14 protein-coding genes are annotated in these 16,186 nt (G+C 57.0%); 4 read left to right on the top strand and 10 right to left on the bottom strand.

What is annotated here, in order from left to right:
- Positions 1–245 precede the first annotated feature (245 nt).
- From CLV88_RS09260 to CLV88_RS09235, 6 genes are read right to left on the bottom strand one after another with little or no spacing between them, the layout of a single operon-like run.
- On the bottom strand, positions 246–1,109 hold the full coding sequence (locus CLV88_RS09260; RefSeq protein ID WP_106608105.1) for a carbohydrate kinase family protein: 864 nt from the start codon (positions 1,107–1,109) through the stop codon (positions 246–248).
- On the bottom strand, positions 1,106–2,164 hold the full coding sequence (locus CLV88_RS09255) for an ABC transporter ATP-binding protein (RefSeq protein ID WP_106608104.1): 1,059 nt from the start codon (positions 2,162–2,164) through the stop codon (positions 1,106–1,108). The genes CLV88_RS09260 and CLV88_RS09255 overlap by 4 nt, the downstream gene beginning before the upstream one ends.
- 2 nt (positions 2,165–2,166) lie before the next feature.
- The gene (gene argH / locus CLV88_RS09250) at positions 2,167–3,645 is read right to left on the bottom strand and encodes an argininosuccinate lyase (RefSeq protein WP_106608103.1); all 1,479 of its coding nucleotides are present in this window, start codon (positions 3,643–3,645) and stop codon (positions 2,167–2,169) included.
- 39 nt (positions 3,646–3,684) lie between these two features.
- The gene (locus tag CLV88_RS09245) at positions 3,685–4,566 is read right to left on the bottom strand and encodes a carbohydrate ABC transporter permease (RefSeq protein WP_106608102.1); all 882 of its coding nucleotides are present in this window, start codon (positions 4,564–4,566) and stop codon (positions 3,685–3,687) included.
- Complete coding sequence (locus CLV88_RS09240) at positions 4,567–5,541, bottom strand: carbohydrate ABC transporter permease (protein WP_243403620.1); 975 nt, start codon at positions 5,539–5,541, stop codon at positions 4,567–4,569. It abuts the gene before it with no gap.
- Positions 5,522–6,778, bottom strand: a complete 1,257-nt coding sequence (locus tag CLV88_RS09235) for an extracellular solute-binding protein (protein WP_106608100.1) — start codon at positions 6,776–6,778, stop codon at positions 5,522–5,524. Before CLV88_RS09235 ends, CLV88_RS09240 begins: the two co-directional genes overlap by 20 nt.
- Before the next feature lie 102 nt (positions 6,779–6,880).
- Here CLV88_RS09235 and CLV88_RS09230 point away from each other — a divergent pair, with 102 nt between their 5' ends.
- The 3 genes from CLV88_RS09230 to CLV88_RS09220 are packed head-to-tail and all read left to right on the top strand — an operon-like array spanning position 6,881 to position 11,252.
- A complete protein-coding gene (locus CLV88_RS09230) occupies positions 6,881–8,047 on the top strand; it encodes an ROK family transcriptional regulator (RefSeq protein ID WP_106608099.1) in 1,167 nt (388 codons plus the stop codon).
- Positions 8,048–8,065: 18 nt separating this feature from the next.
- Positions 8,066–10,405 carry a PIG-L family deacetylase gene (locus CLV88_RS09225; RefSeq protein ID WP_106608098.1) on the top strand — a complete coding sequence of 780 codons (2,340 nt, stop codon included), beginning with the start codon at positions 8,066–8,068 and terminating at the stop codon, positions 10,403–10,405.
- Positions 10,389–11,252: a DMT family transporter gene (locus CLV88_RS09220; protein WP_243403619.1), complete on the top strand. Its 864-nt coding sequence runs from the start codon at positions 10,389–10,391 to the stop codon at positions 11,250–11,252. Before CLV88_RS09225 ends, CLV88_RS09220 begins: the two co-directional genes overlap by 17 nt.
- Before the next feature lie 5 nt (positions 11,253–11,257).
- Here the strand turns inward: CLV88_RS09220 and CLV88_RS23335 are convergent, their stop codons facing one another.
- Together CLV88_RS23335 and CLV88_RS23330 are read right to left on the bottom strand one after the other, a co-directional pair.
- Positions 11,258–11,758, bottom strand: coding sequence for a DMT family transporter (locus CLV88_RS23335; RefSeq protein WP_243403618.1), 501 nt, complete (start codon positions 11,756–11,758; stop codon positions 11,258–11,260).
- Complete coding sequence (locus CLV88_RS23330; RefSeq protein ID WP_243403617.1) at positions 11,716–12,069, bottom strand: EamA family transporter; 354 nt, start codon at positions 12,067–12,069, stop codon at positions 11,716–11,718. Before CLV88_RS23330 ends, CLV88_RS23335 begins: the two co-directional genes overlap by 43 nt.
- A gap of 320 nt (positions 12,070–12,389) precedes the next feature.
- Between CLV88_RS23330 and CLV88_RS09210 the strand changes: the two genes are divergently transcribed.
- Positions 12,390–14,606 (top strand): NADP-dependent isocitrate dehydrogenase, encoded by a 2,217-nt coding sequence (locus CLV88_RS09210; protein WP_106608097.1) that lies wholly within the window; start codon positions 12,390–12,392, stop codon positions 14,604–14,606.
- Positions 14,607–14,770: 164 nt separating this feature from the next.
- Here CLV88_RS09210 and CLV88_RS09205 read toward each other — a convergent pair whose 3' ends face one another.
- Positions 14,771–15,559 carry a class I SAM-dependent methyltransferase gene (locus CLV88_RS09205; protein ID WP_106608096.1) on the bottom strand — a complete coding sequence of 263 codons (789 nt, stop codon included), beginning with the start codon at positions 15,557–15,559 and terminating at the stop codon, positions 14,771–14,773.
- Positions 15,560–15,776: 217 nt separating this feature from the next.
- Positions 15,777–16,166, bottom strand: coding sequence for a VOC family protein (locus CLV88_RS09200; RefSeq protein WP_106608095.1), 390 nt, complete (start codon positions 16,164–16,166; stop codon positions 15,777–15,779).
- Positions 16,167–16,186: the final 20 nt, after the last annotated feature.

Genomic DNA, 16,186 nt, shown 5'->3' with positions numbered 1-16,186 from the left:
AGAGAGGTGTGATATCAATCGACTGCAAGGTCTGGTTTTCTGTACGTGCGTATGAATCAACCATGAATTAAGTCGCCAATTTTGTTCAATCTATCTGAGCCAAGGGACCGCACTCGGGCTGACCCAAGTTGCTAGTTCCAAGACTTCTATACATTGCAAGCGGCAGGCTTAGATCGATAGCGGTTAGAACGCACTCTTGATTTGGAACCATCCTCCCCAAATTCGTCTGCGAATTGAGGCCTCTCTTACGCCGTTTCCATTTGAGTCAGATAGCTCGCACCACCAAACGCCTGAACGGCGGCGGTCCCGTGCTCGTTGCCTTTGGTTAGGCACTGCTCCAGTGGGATTTTATTGAGCCAACAGGACAGGAAACCGGCGTTGAACGCGTCTCCTGCGCCGGTCGCGTCCAACACCTCGACCTGAGTCGTGCTTTTGTACGTCCAGGTGTCGCTGGTGCGGGTTCTGGCGCGCGCGCCGGTTTTACCGCCCTTGATTACAGTCAGGGGCGCGCAATTTTCCGGAATGCCAATGGCGGACAGCGCGGCGACCTCACTTTCGTTGGGCAGGAAAACATCAATCGCTGCAATCAGTTGGCCAACATTCGGCGCATAGCTATCTTGCCAGCCGCAATCCAGCGAGACAGTCATATTTGCTGCGCGCGCGCGCTCCAGTAATTCGGGCATTTCCTCAAGTGTGCTCAATTCGCCGATATGCAAATGAGCGAATTTTGCGAAATCCAATGATGCAGGGTCGGGAATGGCAGGGCCATCGGCCCTTGTTAAAAATGCGCGGTCGCCTGCATGGGCGATGGCAACAGTCACTTGCGGATCGACGTTTTCACCTGCTGCTGCGGTGGCTGTTGCGACCACACCGTGCGCGGCCAGGTCGGCCAGTGCAACGCTGTCAAACGGTCGCGCGGGCAGGGTGGAAAACTGCCAGACCGAATGTCCCAGCGCGGACAATGTCGCCCCGGTGATGAATGCTCCCCCTCCGGCATGAAGCGACAGGCCCGGTGCAAAGACTTCGGTGCCAAAGGTGGGCAATCGCGGCGTGTTGGCGAACACCAGATCGCAATAAAGCCGTCCCGCACTCAGGATCGGCGCCTTCATGTGAGGGCCTCGCCGCTTTCCGTATCAAAAATGTGCAGGTTCTCCGGCAACGCGCCCAGCTCAACAATATCCCCGACATTGGGCGGGGTGCGGCCATCAGCCTTGGCTATTATCTCGCCCGATGGCGTGTCGACGTAAATCAACGTCTCCGAGCCAAGCGGTTCGCGCAAGATCACCTTGCCACCAATGATCGGATTGCCGCTGTTTGGGTGCAGGTCATCCGGTCTCACACCCAAAAGAATGTCCCGGCGCCCCGCATTCTCCAACGTCGGTACAGCCACCTGCACATCGCCTTTCAGCCGCGCGGTGGCCCCCTCAATCTGCCCCGCCAACAGGTTCATGGACGGCGCGCCGATAAAGCGTGCCACAAACGTGTTGGCGGGCTTGTGAAACACTTCTGCCGGGGTGCCGACCTGTTGAATATGGCCGTCTTTCATAATCACGATCCGGTCCGCCATCGTCATCGCTTCGACTTGATCGTGGGTCACAAAGATGATGGTGTTGCCAACGCGTTGGTGCAGTTTCTTGATCTCAAGCCGCATCTGCGTGCGCAATTGCGCGTCCAGATTGGACAGTGGTTCGTCAAACAGAAACACCGCCGGATCGCGCACCATGGCCCGCCCAATCGCAACCCGTTGACGCTGTCCGCCAGACAGCTGATTGGGCTTGCGCTCTAATAGATCCACCATATCGAGAATGCCCGCAACCTCTTGAATGCGCTTCTCTTTGTCGGGTTTTGGCATTTTCGAGGATCGTAGCCCAAAAGCGATGTTCTTTTTCACCGACATATGCGGATAGATCGCATAATTCTGAAAAACCATCGCAATATCGCGCTCTTTGGGCTCCAGATTATTCACCTCGCGCCCGCCGATTTCGATAATACCGCTGGTGGTTTCCTCAAGCCCTGCAATCATCCGCAGGGTGGTGGATTTGCCGCAACCCGACGGGCCGACAAAGACAACAAATTCCCCGTCCGCCACGTCCAGCGAGATACCGTGCAGCACTTCGGTGGACCCATAGGATTTTTTGAGATTGTTCAGAGAAAGTGTAGCCAAAGTCAGGTCTCCAACAAAAGGGCAAAGGCGGTGGCGCGGTCTGTGTCAGCTTGTGAAATGCGCGCCCGGCGCGTCGTTGCGTCCACGCGCAACGCGGCCAGATCAGCGGAATAGGAGGCAAGCGCGGCCTCTAATGCCGCCGGAGCAGGGCCACCAACCCGGTCGCGCACCGACACAAACGTCTCTGGGCTGACCGCTGCCTGAAACGTGGGTTTGTCCATCTGTGGCGCTCGGTCTGTCGCAGCCTCAAACGCGGCCTGAAACGCCTCAAATCCAGCCGAAAGCGGCTGACGATCCAGCCCGCGCGCAACCTCTGCCGCGATCTCATGTGCCTGACGAAACGACAGCCCCTCGGCGCGCACCAACGTATCGGCCAGCTCCGTGATGGTGATCGACGCCGCGTCTGTATTTTGGCGCACGCGATCCTCGTTGATCGAACATGCGGGCAAAAATGCCGTTAATAGTTTTAGCACCCGTGCGCCGCTTTCAAACGCCGCATATCCGGCCTGCTGAACCTCGCCTTCGCTGTCATTCATGTCGGTAAAGGGCGTGTTGTGCATGGTGTTCACCACCATATCGCAGCGCCCACATGTCACCGATGACAGATGGCGCATATGTTCGATCGGCACCGGGTTACGCTTTTGCGGCATGATCGAGCTGATCTGGACCAGCGCATTGGGCACGTAAAGCTGACCCACCTCAAAACTGGACCAGAACGCCAGATCCTGAATAACCCGCCCCAAATGCAGAAACACAAGCTTGACTGCCGAATACAGGCCCGTGACGTAATCCACCGACGCAATGCAGCCATATGAATTCACTAACGGCCCCTCAAACCCCAACAGCGCCGCCATGCGGTGGCGGTCAATGGGAAAGCCGGATGTGGTAATGGCAGCGGCGCCCATCGGGCTGTGACCAAGCCCATCAATCGCCGCTGACAACCGGTGTGCATCGCGGTTCAACACCTCGATCATCGCGCCCAGATAGTGCCCAAACGTCGTGGGCTGTGCCGGTTGACCGTGGGTATAGGCCACGATCAACGTATCACTCTCCTGACGGGCCTTTGCCACCAAAGCCTCAGACAGCGCGGTGACCTGTTCCAGCATCGCCTCTGCCCGCACCCGCAGCGCCATTTTGAACAAGGTGTGGTCCATGTCATTGCGCGACCGCGCCGTGTGCAAGGCCCCGCCCAGATCCCCCAGCTTTGCGCGCAATTGCGCCTCAACAAAGAAGAAGTAATCCTCATGCTCGCCGGTATAAACCAGCGCGCCAACATCGGTTTCGGCATCAATTTCGCGCAGCGCTTGCGCGATCTTGCGCCCCTCGGCTGCCGACAATATGCCTGTCTCGACCAGCATCACCAAATGCGCGCGATTGATGGCATCCATGTGCTGTGCATAATGCGCTTTCACGCCCTCAAACAGCGGCGCAAGCACCGTGTCCTTATAGGCGGGATCAGGAAAGATGCTGGTGTCAGTCATAGCAAGCCGCCCAATCACTCTGTGAAAACATAGCAAAACTCATCCCTTAAGCCCCGCCATCACGACGCCGCGAATGATAAATCGCTGGAATATCAGGAACACAACCAACGTCGGGATCGTGGAAATCGCCGCCCCGGTCATGATCAGTTCCCAAGCCACATCTGCCTCGTCGCCAAAGCCCGAAAGCCCCACAGGGATCGTGTACATATCAACCGAATTGGTCACGATCAGTGGCCACAAAAATGCGGTCCAGTTGCCAAGGAATACAAAAATCGCCAATGCCGCCAGCGCAGGTTTCACCAATGGCATTGCCACCGTCCACCAGATTTGCAGCTCGTTCAGCCCGTCAATCCGTGCCGCCTCGATGAAATCATCCGGTACGCTCTCAAAGAATTGCTTCATAAGGAACGTGCCAAAGGCGGTCATCAATCCGGGGAACATGATCCCCCAATAACTGTCCAGCCAGCCAAAGCTCTGGCTCATCAGATACCACGGGATCACCAGCATTTCGGTTGGGATCATCAGCGTTGACAGGATTGCAATAAACACGATCTGCCGCCCCGGAAACCGGAATTTGCACAGCGTGTACCCCACCAGCGAGTCAAACAGCAGGTTACAGATCGTCGTGATGGTCGCGATGATGATCGAATTCACGAACCACCAATAAAACCGCCCATCCTCAAGCACATAGGTGTAATTCTCAATTGTTGGCTCATCGGGGATGAGCTTGACGTTATACACCTCATGCGGCCATTTCAGCGAGGTCGAGATCATATAAGCAATTGGCATGATCATCAGAATGCCGCCGATGAATAACAACAGCCAGCGGATGATCTGCCCCATATTGCGGGGCCGTCGCGACCGCTGCGTGTTCAGCAACGCATCTGATGACGCGCGCGGAGTGCCCGGAGCCGCCACCATCTATTCGCTCCTCAATAGGCGAAGCTGGATCAGCGAAACGATCAGCAAAATGGTGAACAAAACCACGGTCTGCGCCGCCGCATATCCCATGTTGAACCCGTTGAATGCTGTGTCATAAATCATCAATACCAGCGGCTTTGTCGCATTCAGCGGCCCGCCGGGATTGTTGGTGGTCATGTTGAACACATGGTCGAAAATCCGCAAAAACCCGATCGACGAAAAGACGACGATAAACACAATGGTTGGGCGCAACAGCGGCAGGGTGATCTGCGTCAGCACCGTCCACCAGCCCACGCCATCAATCTTGGCCGCTTCGTAATAGCTGGTTGGAATGGCGCGCAGCCCGGCCATAAAGATGATCACCTGAAACCCCAGGCCCGCCCAGACCGCGGGCGCCAGAACCGCAGGTAGCGCATTGGTGGTCGAGTTCAAAAAGCTGATCTGGGGAATGCCAAATCCCGACAGGATATTGTTGAACAAACCAATCGGCACATCCTGATAAAACCACCGCCACACCCACGCCATCGCCACCGCGCTGGTCATGAAAGGCAGAAAGTAGAGCATCCGCAGAAACCCGTGCATAAACCGCAGCTTGTCCAGATGATAGGCAATCACAAACGACAACACGAGGCTCAGCGGTGTGCCAATCAACAGGTACAGGAATGTGTTCTGAAACACCTTCCAGAACACCGGGTCATTCCATAGCTTTTCGTAATTCTCTAACCCGGCCCATGTGCGCGCGCCCAGCAGGTTCCAGTTCTGGAAACTGATCAAAATGGCGTTGCCGGTCGGGTAAAAGCGAATGACAGTATAAAACAAAACAGGCAGCGCCAAGAACGCCCACGCCCAGACGATCTGTTTTTGTCGGATGGTCAGGTTGCGATACATTGATACCGTCTCAAAAGGGCCGCATACGGCCGACCCGATTGCGAAAACCGGGTCGGCCTGCTCAGCATTACTTGCTGTAATACTCATCCAGCAGTTTCTGCTCGGCCTCGGCGGCAATCGCGATGCTTTCCGCCGGGCTCATGCCCTGAAGCTGAATGCGCTCGACCATTTCCACCATCAGCTGGCGCTGGGCGCTTTCATTCGCGAATTTGGTGGTGTTGGCATAGGCCAGACCTTTGATAAATGGCCCGAACACTTCGTTATTGGCGTTTTCTTCAGTCAGACCAACCGATGGTTTCGCAGGCAATTCGCCCACAACATCCAGCCAGATCTGCATCGCCTCATCCGAGGTGATATATTCCATGAATTTGACCGACGCGTCATATTTCTCGCCTTCGGCTTTTGTGGTGATCGCATTCACCCAATAAGACGAATAGTTCGACCGCACGCCATCGCCCGTCGCAGGCAGCTCGGTCACACCCCATTTCAGCCCGCGTGTCTTGTTCAGCGACCCAATACGGAATGACCCGTCAATATGCATCCCCGCACGCCCGGCTTTGAACGCGGCCTGCGGTTCATCCATGAACCCAATCGCAGACACTGGCTCGTCGCTCATAAAGAGGTCGGTATAAAACTCCAGCGCTTGAACGCCCGCCTCCGAATTGTAATTCACGGTTTTATAGTCGTTGGCATAGGGCTCTCCGCCCATCTGGCGCACCAGCCCTTCGCGGAACCAATGGTGATCCTGCGCGGTCATACCGGCGGTAATTCCAACCTGCGTGATATTGCCCGCGCCGTCCCTTTTGGTCATCGCCGCTGCGGCGGCCAGAAATTCTTCCATGTTGGTGGGCGGCTCTACACCGGCCTCTTCCAGCAGGCGGGTGTTATAGAACAGCGCAAGCGAACGCACAGCCGTCGGCAGTGCCCAATACGCATCGCCATCCTTCATGGCCTGAACCATCGGAAAGAACTCAGAATCGATTTTCGACGCCGGGAACGTATCGGCGGGCAGGGGTTGGATCAGATTGGCGGCGACATAGTCGTTCAGCCAGCCATAAAACAGCTGCACCACATCTGGGCCTTCACCCGCCGGGATCGCAGCGGCCACCTTTGTGCGATAGTCTGCATATGGGAAATGGGTCATCGTGACCGTGATATCCGGATTGGCGGCTTCGAAGTTTTCAATCAGCTGCTCCATCGCCGTCACGCGGGCATCAAAGAAATACTGCCAATATTCGATTTCAACAGCATTTGCAGCACTCGAAAAAAGCGCAGCAGTGGATGTCAGTCCGGCTAAGACCAGTCCTTTTATACGTGTCGTCATTTTTGTCTCCCTTGGTGGCTCTGGCGGTCCATTCATGAACTCATTATCGACGATTAACTCAATTGGATTGATAATTCAAATGAATTGAGCTAATCCGGATTTATGCGCGTTCAACCTCTGCACAAAGGCTCAAATGCTGAGCGTTCCCGACACCGAAACCGTCAGGCGGTCTTGGGACAGGTCCATGCCGCCGGTGCCATTGGGCGGGCCGAGATTGCCCGCGCCCTGTCTTTGACAACGCAAACCGTCAGCAACATCATCGCAGAGCTGTCACAGGATGGCATGTTACTGGAAAAGGGGCGGCGCAGCGTCGGGCGCGGCCTTCCGGCCATGCAATATGCGCTGAACCCCGAAGGCGGCTATGCGCTTGGGATCGAGGTGCGCCCGGATGCGATTTTTTCGGCACTTCTGAACCTTCAGGGTCAGGCCGTTGCCACCGAACGGGTGCCGTTGAACACAAACGAACCGGATCACGTTCTGGCGCATGTTGCCGTTGTCTATGCGCGCCATTTGAAACAGGTTCCGACGGCACAGAACCGTATGCTGGGTGCTGGCGTCGTTATGCCCGGACCCTTTGGCAAAACCGGCATCGCGGTGGCTGGCTCTGACCTGACCGGTTGGCAAGAGGTCGACGCCGAACAGTTGTTTTCCGAAACCATCAACCTGCCTGTTATGCTCTCCAACGATGCCAACGCCGCCGCCATGGCCGAACGAATTACAGGCGCCGCTCAGGACGTAATGTCATTTGCTTATCTCTATTTCGGGGCAGGGTTAGGCCTTGGTCTGGTACACGAGGGCCACCTTGTGCGCGGTGCATTTGGCAATGCTGGTGAAATTGGGCACATCCCGATACCAGGCAAAGACCACAAGCTGGAAGACGCGCTCAGCCGCCTATCCGTTCAGCGCCATTTGCACTCAGTCGGCAAGGAGGCGCGCGATATCGATGCGCTTGAGCTGCTTTATCATCAGGGTGACCCGGATCTGTTCCGGTGGCTGGATGCTGCGGGAACAGCCCTTGGTCACGCTATGACAATCATTGAAAACATTTTTGACCCGCAAACCATTTTACTCGGCGGGGCGATGCCCGCCGCCATTCTGGATCACCTCGTGGCGCACACGCCGATGCCTGATATTTCGGTTTCAAATCGCCCCGGTTCGCACCACCCACGCCTGATGCAGGGGACATCCGGGCGCATGACTGCGACCATGGGGGCTGCTGCGTTGATCCTGAACCGCGCGCTCAACTCATCGATTTCTCACTCTCTCTAACGCCCAAAGGACGCCTCGATGCCGCTGACCGATCAATCCAGAATTGCTCTTGAACGGGACCGTCCGCGCATTGTCGATCTTTGGCAGGCCCTGACCGCGTTGCGCAGCACGGTGTCATTCATGAACACTGGCGCGCATCCGGATGATGAAACCTCCACAATGCTTGCGGCCATGCGGTTCCGTGATGGGGTTGATATCTCTTATACCTGTTCGACGCGCGGCGAGGGCGGGCAAAATGATATCGGCACTGAATCCGAGGCCGCCCTCGGCACGCTGCGCACCGCCGAGATGGAGGCCGCCTGTGACCGCCTTGACCTCAGGATGTACTGGCTCGGCTTTGCACCGGACGATCCGATCTCTGATTTCGGATTTTCCAAATCAGGTGCGGAAACGCTGCGCAAATGGGGGCGCAGTCAGCTGATTGCGCGGTTTGTCGACGTGATCCGCACCGAACGCCCCGATATTATCTGCCCCACTTTCCTAGACGTGCCCGGTCAACACGGCCACCACCGCGCCATGACACAGGCGGCACTTGAAATGATGGCCCTTGCTGCGGATCCGGCCTTCACGTCCAGCTCCCTACCGGTCTGGCAGATCAAAAAAACATACCTGCCCGCATGGTCCGGGGCAGGGCAGGCCTATGATGATGATTTGCCACCGCCCGAGGCAACATCACTGTTTGACGCCTCTGGTCAGGATCCTGTCACCGGGTGGGGCTATGCACATATCGGCGAACAAAGCCGCGCTATGCATGCAACCCAGACCATGGGGCGTTGGGTGCCGCTGGGTGCCACGGCCGAATACCCGCTCCATCTGGCTCAATCTTTCGGGGCCAAGGCAGATGACGGCCTGACCTCGGGTCTGGCCGCGACGCTGCGAGATTTCGGAATTCCCATATTGAGCGAGGCGCAGGACGCATGTGATGCAGCGCTAGAGGCTTTTCCCGATGCCGACGCAGTGCTTCACCACGCTTGCGCCGCCCTCAAGGTGCTCCGCCATGCTTCTGAGGGGTTGTCGCCCGCCCAGCGCGTCGAATTTGGTCACAAGCTGACCCGCAAAGATCAGCAACTCTCTCGTGTCATTCATCTGGCCGCGGGGGTATCGGTGCGCGTTGCCTTGCAAAAGGATGTGCTGCATCCCGGCGACCAGACCGCGCTGGAAATCGAAAGCATGACACGTCGCGGCAAACTCACGCTCAAACCGCTGTTGCCTCAGGGGTGGACGTCCAGCGGATCACAGGTCGAACTGTCCCCAGATGTCGCCATCAGTGACCCGTACCCACCTGTCTATCTGCCACATTTGCCTAAAGGTCCGTGTGTCGAGGCCGCGTTGACCGTGCACGCACTCGCCGTCAGGGCCGCCGTACCGTTCGAGGTGCCGCCGCTTGTGTTGCCCCAACGCTCGGCTAACCTGTCACCCTCTGCCGATATCATCAACCTGTCGCAATCGCGCCGTTCTGTTGAACTCCAGATCAGCGAAATGTCCCCGCATAACGCCGTGCCCGACTTGGAATTGCCCGATGGTTGGGCGTCCGCTCGATATGCAACGCAACTGATCGCCACTGCGCCGACCACTCCTACGCCGGGCCTATATGACATCTCCTTAACTCTGGACGAGCATTGCGCTCATAACGTGCAGCTCATCCGCTGCCCGCATATTGCTCAACGCGCCTTGGCGCAGCCCGCCGTAGCCCGTGTTCGGGTTGTCGATGTGGCGCTGCCCGATGTCAAGGTTGGCTATATTGGCGGTGGCAACGACCGCGTCGACCACTGGCTCAGCCGTCTGGGTGTCGACGTCACCGATTTGTCTGACACAGACCTGACCGACGCTGTACTGAACGCCTGCGACTCGATCGTGATCGGCATTTTTGCGATGAAATTCCGCGCCGGCCTTGCCGAAGCGATGCCGCGCATCAAAACTTGGGTCGAAGCAGGGGGCACTTTGCTTACGCTCTACCATCGACCATGGGACAACTGGGATGCCGACACAACAGCTCCCTATCGGCTGGAAATCGGTCAGCCCTCGCTGCGCTGGCGCGTCACGGATGAAACCGCCGAGGTTACATTGCTCGCGCCGGATCATCCGCTGATGACCACACCTAATCGCATCGACGCGACCGATTGGGCCGATTGGAAAAAGGAACGGGGGCTCTATTTTGCCAAGGACTGGGACGCGGCCTGTGTGCCGCTCCTTGCGATGAATGATCCGGGCGAGGCCCCTTTGCACGGCGCACTACTGGCCGCAGACGTCGGGCATGGCCGCCACGTGCACACCTCCCTGATCCTGCACCACCAGATGGAGAAACTTACCCCCGGTGCCTTTAGACTAATGGCAAACCTGATTGCAAAGCGCAGCTGATCAGCACCGAAATGGCGTTGCCGCCGGCTGGCTGCTAACCGACATGGCGCTCAATATCTGGGCGCTGTCGATCGTCAAAGCGCTGGGTCTGGGCTATCCTGCATTCCAACTGGTGTTTCTGCGCGCCAGTGTCGGCTTTCTCTTGATGCTGCCTTGGATCGTACGCCACCGTCGCGCCTTTATCGGTATTCAGGATCTGCGCTTTCACGCCCTGCGCGTCGGCTTTTCCGCCGTGGCGCTAACCGCAAGTTTCTTTGCCATCTCGCGCCTGCCTCTCGCGCTCTTTACTGCCATCAGCTTTACTCGCCCGATCCTGACTATGATCGCGGCTGCGTGGCTCCTGCACGAAGTCATCCACCGCGACCGATGGATCGCGGCGGTGGTTGGGCTAGTCGGTGTGATAATCGCCGTTGATCCCTCGGGTCTGACCGGGGGATGGGGGCTTGCAGCTCAGGTGTTGGTTGTGTTTGCGGCAACTGGCGCAGTCATCACCACACGCCGTTTGGCCGCCGCGCCCACTGTCGTGATGATGACGTTTTACACCGCCGGACTGACCGTGATCACGCTGCCGCTTGCGCTGATCCATTGGCAACCCGTGCCGCCCCACCAATGGCCTGTTCTCTTGGCAATTGGTGTTTTTGCGCAATCTGCCCAGTTCTGCTTTCTACGCGCGCATTACAACGGGCAGGCGGGGTTCTTGTCGGTGTTGTCCTATGCCAGCTTGGTGTTCTCCACCACGGTCGGCTATCTGGTCTTTGATGAACTGCCCAAAACCGGCTTTTGGTTCGGCGCTGCTCTGATCATTTCCGCAACCCTGTGGATCACACTGCGACGAAGACCTCAGTAATGGGCCTAACTCTGGGTTCCAGCGCGCAAGGGAGGACGTTTCGCAAAGGTCACGATCATCGCCGCGGCCGTGATCGAGAAGACGCCCAATAAACCCAGATACCCCGGCAAGATCGAAAACAACATCAGATCAAACCCCAGCGCCCACACCATTCCGGTGAAATCAAACGGTGCGAGCGCGCTTACGGGCGCGCGGGCCACAGCTTCGTTTGATACAATATGCGCAATCCCACCGATCAGCCCCGCGCCAATCAACGCAACCAATACCGTTCCACCCACAGGCACCCATCCAAAAGGCCAAGACGCCAGCCCGACCGCCGTTGCCACGATTGCAAAATAAAAAGCGATGGCGCAAGACGTCTCTGTTTTCGTCATCGCCTTGGTATGCACCCGGACAAAGGCCATCGCACACGCATAGGCCACCCCTGCTGCAACGCCGATCAGGGCACCTTGGCCCGGCTGCTCTAGCGCCTCCCACAGCATGAACATGACGCCCAGAAACCCCAAACCAACGGCTCCTTTAGCAGGAACGCCGCCAAAGGCAGCACCAGAACCGGAGCGAGATAGGCCAGCGCCATGGCATTCGCGATTGGCAGGTAGGCCAACGAAACAAAGGACATTGCCATTGTGAATGCACCAAACACGCTGCGGGTAACATGCAATGCGGGGCGGCGGGTTCTCAATCCGTTTGGAAAATCACGCGTGCATACCAGAAACATGCAGATGGGAATCACCGCCACCCAAGAGCGCCAGAACATAATCTGTCCGACAGGCACAGTTTCTGCAGCGACGCGCACTGCTGCGGACATCGCTGTCATCAAAAACGCAGCAAGTAATCGCAGCCCGACACCTTGCAAAAACCTAGCCCGTTCGTTCATCCGTACCAAAAGTTAGAATGCTTTCTGAATTGCAAGTAGATTGGCCGTATTTTTCTGCGTCGCGGCACACCGCGTCAAATTGCACATGCTCTCAGCGCTGGGCGCAATTGATATTTTTGCCGGACCCCTCTATAGGAAGCCTGAACGCCACACCCGAGACCAGCCGGGTTTGGCAGACTTTGTGTGGCGAAACCCGGGCAATGCCGCCCCTGACTTACCGTCACAGACACTCCTGACGCTTTTAAAATAGGGTGAAAAAGATGGCAGATAACAAGACCGCAGACATATTGTATACCATTGTAGACGAAGCGCCTGAACTGGCCTCGGCCTCGTTCCTGCCGATCATCCGCAAGTTCGTTTCAACGGCTGGAATCACCGTTGGCACGCCTGATATTTCGCTCGCTGGCCGCATTATTGCGACTTTCCCCGAAAACCTGACGGCCGAACAGCGCCAGAACGACGACCTGGCCATGCTGGGCGAGCTGGTCAAAACGCCCTCGGCTAACGTGATCAAGTTGCCAAACATCTCGGCGTCGGTCCCACAGCTGACTGCCGCAATCGCCGAACTTCAGGCAAACGGCTATGACTTGCCCAACTACCCCGAAGATCCCCAGACCGACGCGGAAAAAGCAGTCCGCGCGCGTTATGACGCGATCAAAGGCTCCGCCGTGAACCCGGTCCTGCGCGAAGGTAACTCTGACCGCCGCGCGGCTCGCGCAGTGAAAAACTACGCCCAGAACAACCCACATTCGATGGGCGCATGGGCCAGCGACAGCAAGACCAAAGTGTCTTCCATGTCCGGCAGCGATTTCTACGCAAACGAGGTGTCGGCCACCATCACCGACGCTCAGGCGGGTGATGCGAAAATCGAATTTGTCGCAAAAGACGGCGCCGTCACCACGCTCAAAGACAGCTGGCCGCTGGCCGCTGGCACTGTGGCTGACGCTACATTCATGTCCGCCAAAGTGCTTTCGTCCTTCCTCGCCGAAGCGATTGAAGACACCAAGAATGACGGTACCATGTTCTCCTTCCACATGAAGGCGACCATGATGAAGGTCTCTGACCCGATCATCTTTGGCCACGCGGTTGTGGCATGGCTTGGCCCCGTCTGGGACGCGCATGGCGATGCCATCGCCGCCGCCGGTGGCTCGCCCAACTCTGGTCTTGGTGACGTTCTGGCTGCCATCGACACGCTCGATAACGCTGACGCGATCAAGGCGGAAATCGCCGCTCTGGATCGCCCCGCAATGTATATGGTCGACAGCGACAAGGGGATCACCAACCTGCACGTGCCATCTGACGTGATCATCGACGCCTCCATGCCTGCCGTGATCCGCGCAGGCGGCAAAGGCTGGGACGAAACCGGCGCCAAGGGTGACACCAACTGTATCATCCCTGACCGCTGCTATTCGACCATCTATGACGAGAGCATCAACTTCTTCAAAGCCAACGGCGCACTGGATGTCACCACCGCCGGTTCCGTCGCCAATGTTGGTCTGATGGCGCAAAAGGCCGAGGAATACGGCTCGCACCCGACCACGTTTGAAGCCCCCGCAGACGGCACCATCCGCATCGTTCTCGCCAATGGCGAAACGCTGCATTCGCACACTGTTGAGTCTGGTGACATTTGGCGCGCGTGTACTGTGAAACAGGCTCCGATCGAGAACTGGATCGAACTGGCGCTTGATCGTCAGCGTCTGACCGGCTCCGAGGCGATCTTCTGGCTCGACGCCAACCGTGCCCACGACGCCGAACTGATCAAATACGTTCAGCCCGCGCTCGAGGCCGCTGGCAAAGCCGACCTGTTCCAGATCATGGCCCCACGCGAAGCCACCGCGCAGTCGCTCAAAACCATCACCTCGGGTGCCGACAGCATCGCCATCACCGGCAACGTGCTGCGCGACTACCTGACCGATCTGTTCCCGATCCTCGAACTGGGCACCTCGGCCAAGATGCTCTCCATCGTCAAGCTGATGCAAGGCGGCGGACTGTTTGAAACAGGGGCAGGCGGCTCGGCCCCCAAACACGTGCAGCAGCTGGTCGAACAAAACCACCTGCGCTGGGACTCCATGGGTGAATTCTGCGCCCTTGGTGAATCGCTGAACTTCCTTGCAGACACTCAGGGTAACGCCAAAGCCGGCGTTCTTGGCGTCGCCGCCGAAGCAGCCACCCAAGGCATTCTGGACGACAACCGTTCTCCTTCGCGCAAAGTTGGCGAGCCAGACAACCGTGACAGCCACTACTGGTTCGCTCGTTACTGGGCCGAAGCTCTGGCCGCGCAAAGCGACGACGCGGGCCTCGCCGCCGAGTTCGCACCAGTTGCAAAGGCTTTGGCAGACGGCGAAGCCGCGATCACGTCCGAGCTGGCCGCCGCCCAAGGGCCTGCGGCAGAGATCGGCGGCTACTATCGCCCATCGGCTGAACTCAAAGCCAAGATCATGCGCCCATCCACGACGCTCAACGCGATCATCGGCTAAGTAACTAAAAAATTGAGACAAATTTAGAAAGGCCGCTCAGAAATGAGCGGCTTTTTCTGCTGGTGGTATTGGTATGTCAATGTCCGGTGCGTGTCCACAGTAAGCAATATGCAGCCAGTTTCCGGATCGTATTTGACCCAGTTATCCAGTGCCATCAGGGCAAACTAGGCACGCGCTTCAAACAAATAGGCTTCTTGCGGTACGACAAAGGTGTCGTTTACCGCATATTTTTTGAGCTTTGCGGCCACGTCTTTGACAACTGCATTTGCCACATCATCTCCGGCTTCTCTCAAATCTTTCTCGATTGGCAACGCCATTATCTGTTCGAACAAGTTGTCAAACCGCCGCTCGAGAACGATGTTTTGGCGGGCTTCTATTGTAAAACCAGCGCCCTCCAAAAGGTCACGGATGACCTTCTCGTCTCGAAAAGAAAACGGTGCTTTTGCCTTATTTGATGCCGCTTCTCCAACTTGATCGTTCAAAGCTTCAGACAATGCTCCATTGAACGGAGAAATCGCACTCCAGCAGGTAAGCTTCAGCTCTCCCTCTGTTTTGAGAATACGCCGGATTTCAGTTAGCGCCGCCGCCTTGTCGGGAAAAAACTGTAAGCCTTGTTGGCAAAAGGCTAGGTCGAAAGCACCCGCCTCAAACGGGAGATCGCACACGTCAGAAGCGACATAAGTAGCGTCGTGGGCATCAGTTGGATGACGTTGAGCCGCTAACTCAGTCATCGTCTCGTTCAAGTCCGCACCCACAATGCGGCCACTTCCTTGTAACCGAGCGGCCACCTCGCGTGTTAGGGCGCCGGTACCACATGCAATATCTATTATATGGGCACCCGCTGGCAAAGATGTCCTGTCCAAAGTGGCGCGCGCCAGGGGGCCAAACATTGCTGGTACGCTGTGATTGTCGTATTTTTGCGCCGCTGCGTGCGTCAAACGAAATTTGTCCAATTTGATCTCCCTTAACCTAAATACCGCAAGGCTCTTGCATTAGGGTGATGTATCATGAACAACGCGCACACTCCAAAAATAGCGATTTATGCCTTTGCTTTGTCAGAAAACCTGTGCCCGCAACTCCACCTTCACCCGATCAATCACCATATTGCGACGAACCACCGGCTACTGGGTGTATCTATGAACTCCCGCTGACTGACCTCCTCATAAACGCTCATACACCGGGTGATGCGATCCACCAGATATTACCACACGGGTCTTTGAGTCCCGCCATTCGGTCCCCGTGCGGCCGGTCATTCGGTTTCATTAGCGGTTCGGCCCCCAATTTCACCGCCTTATGATAGGCTGCATCAGTATCGTCCACATACAGGTGCATCTGAGACGTGTTGGCCGGATAGTCTGCCGTGCTTTGGTTCAGCATGATGATAGAGTTGCCAATGCGCAGACGTGCGTGTTGGATGCGGCCATCGTCGTACCTGTTTTCTTTCACCACGGATGCATCGAATGCAGCGATCAGAAAAGAGATCAACTCATCGGCATCAACAACAGTGAAGTACGGTGTAATCGACCGATACCCTTCGGGAATGAAGTCAATGTCGTCCACGTTGATCTCCTTCGCAACTC

The sequence above is a fragment of the Shimia abyssi genome, assembly GCF_003014475.1.
Taxonomy (GTDB): domain Bacteria; phylum Pseudomonadota; class Alphaproteobacteria; order Rhodobacterales; family Rhodobacteraceae; genus Shimia; species Shimia abyssi.
Note: the sequence above shows the minus strand (reverse complement) of the source record. Positions and strands in the feature narration are given on the sequence as shown.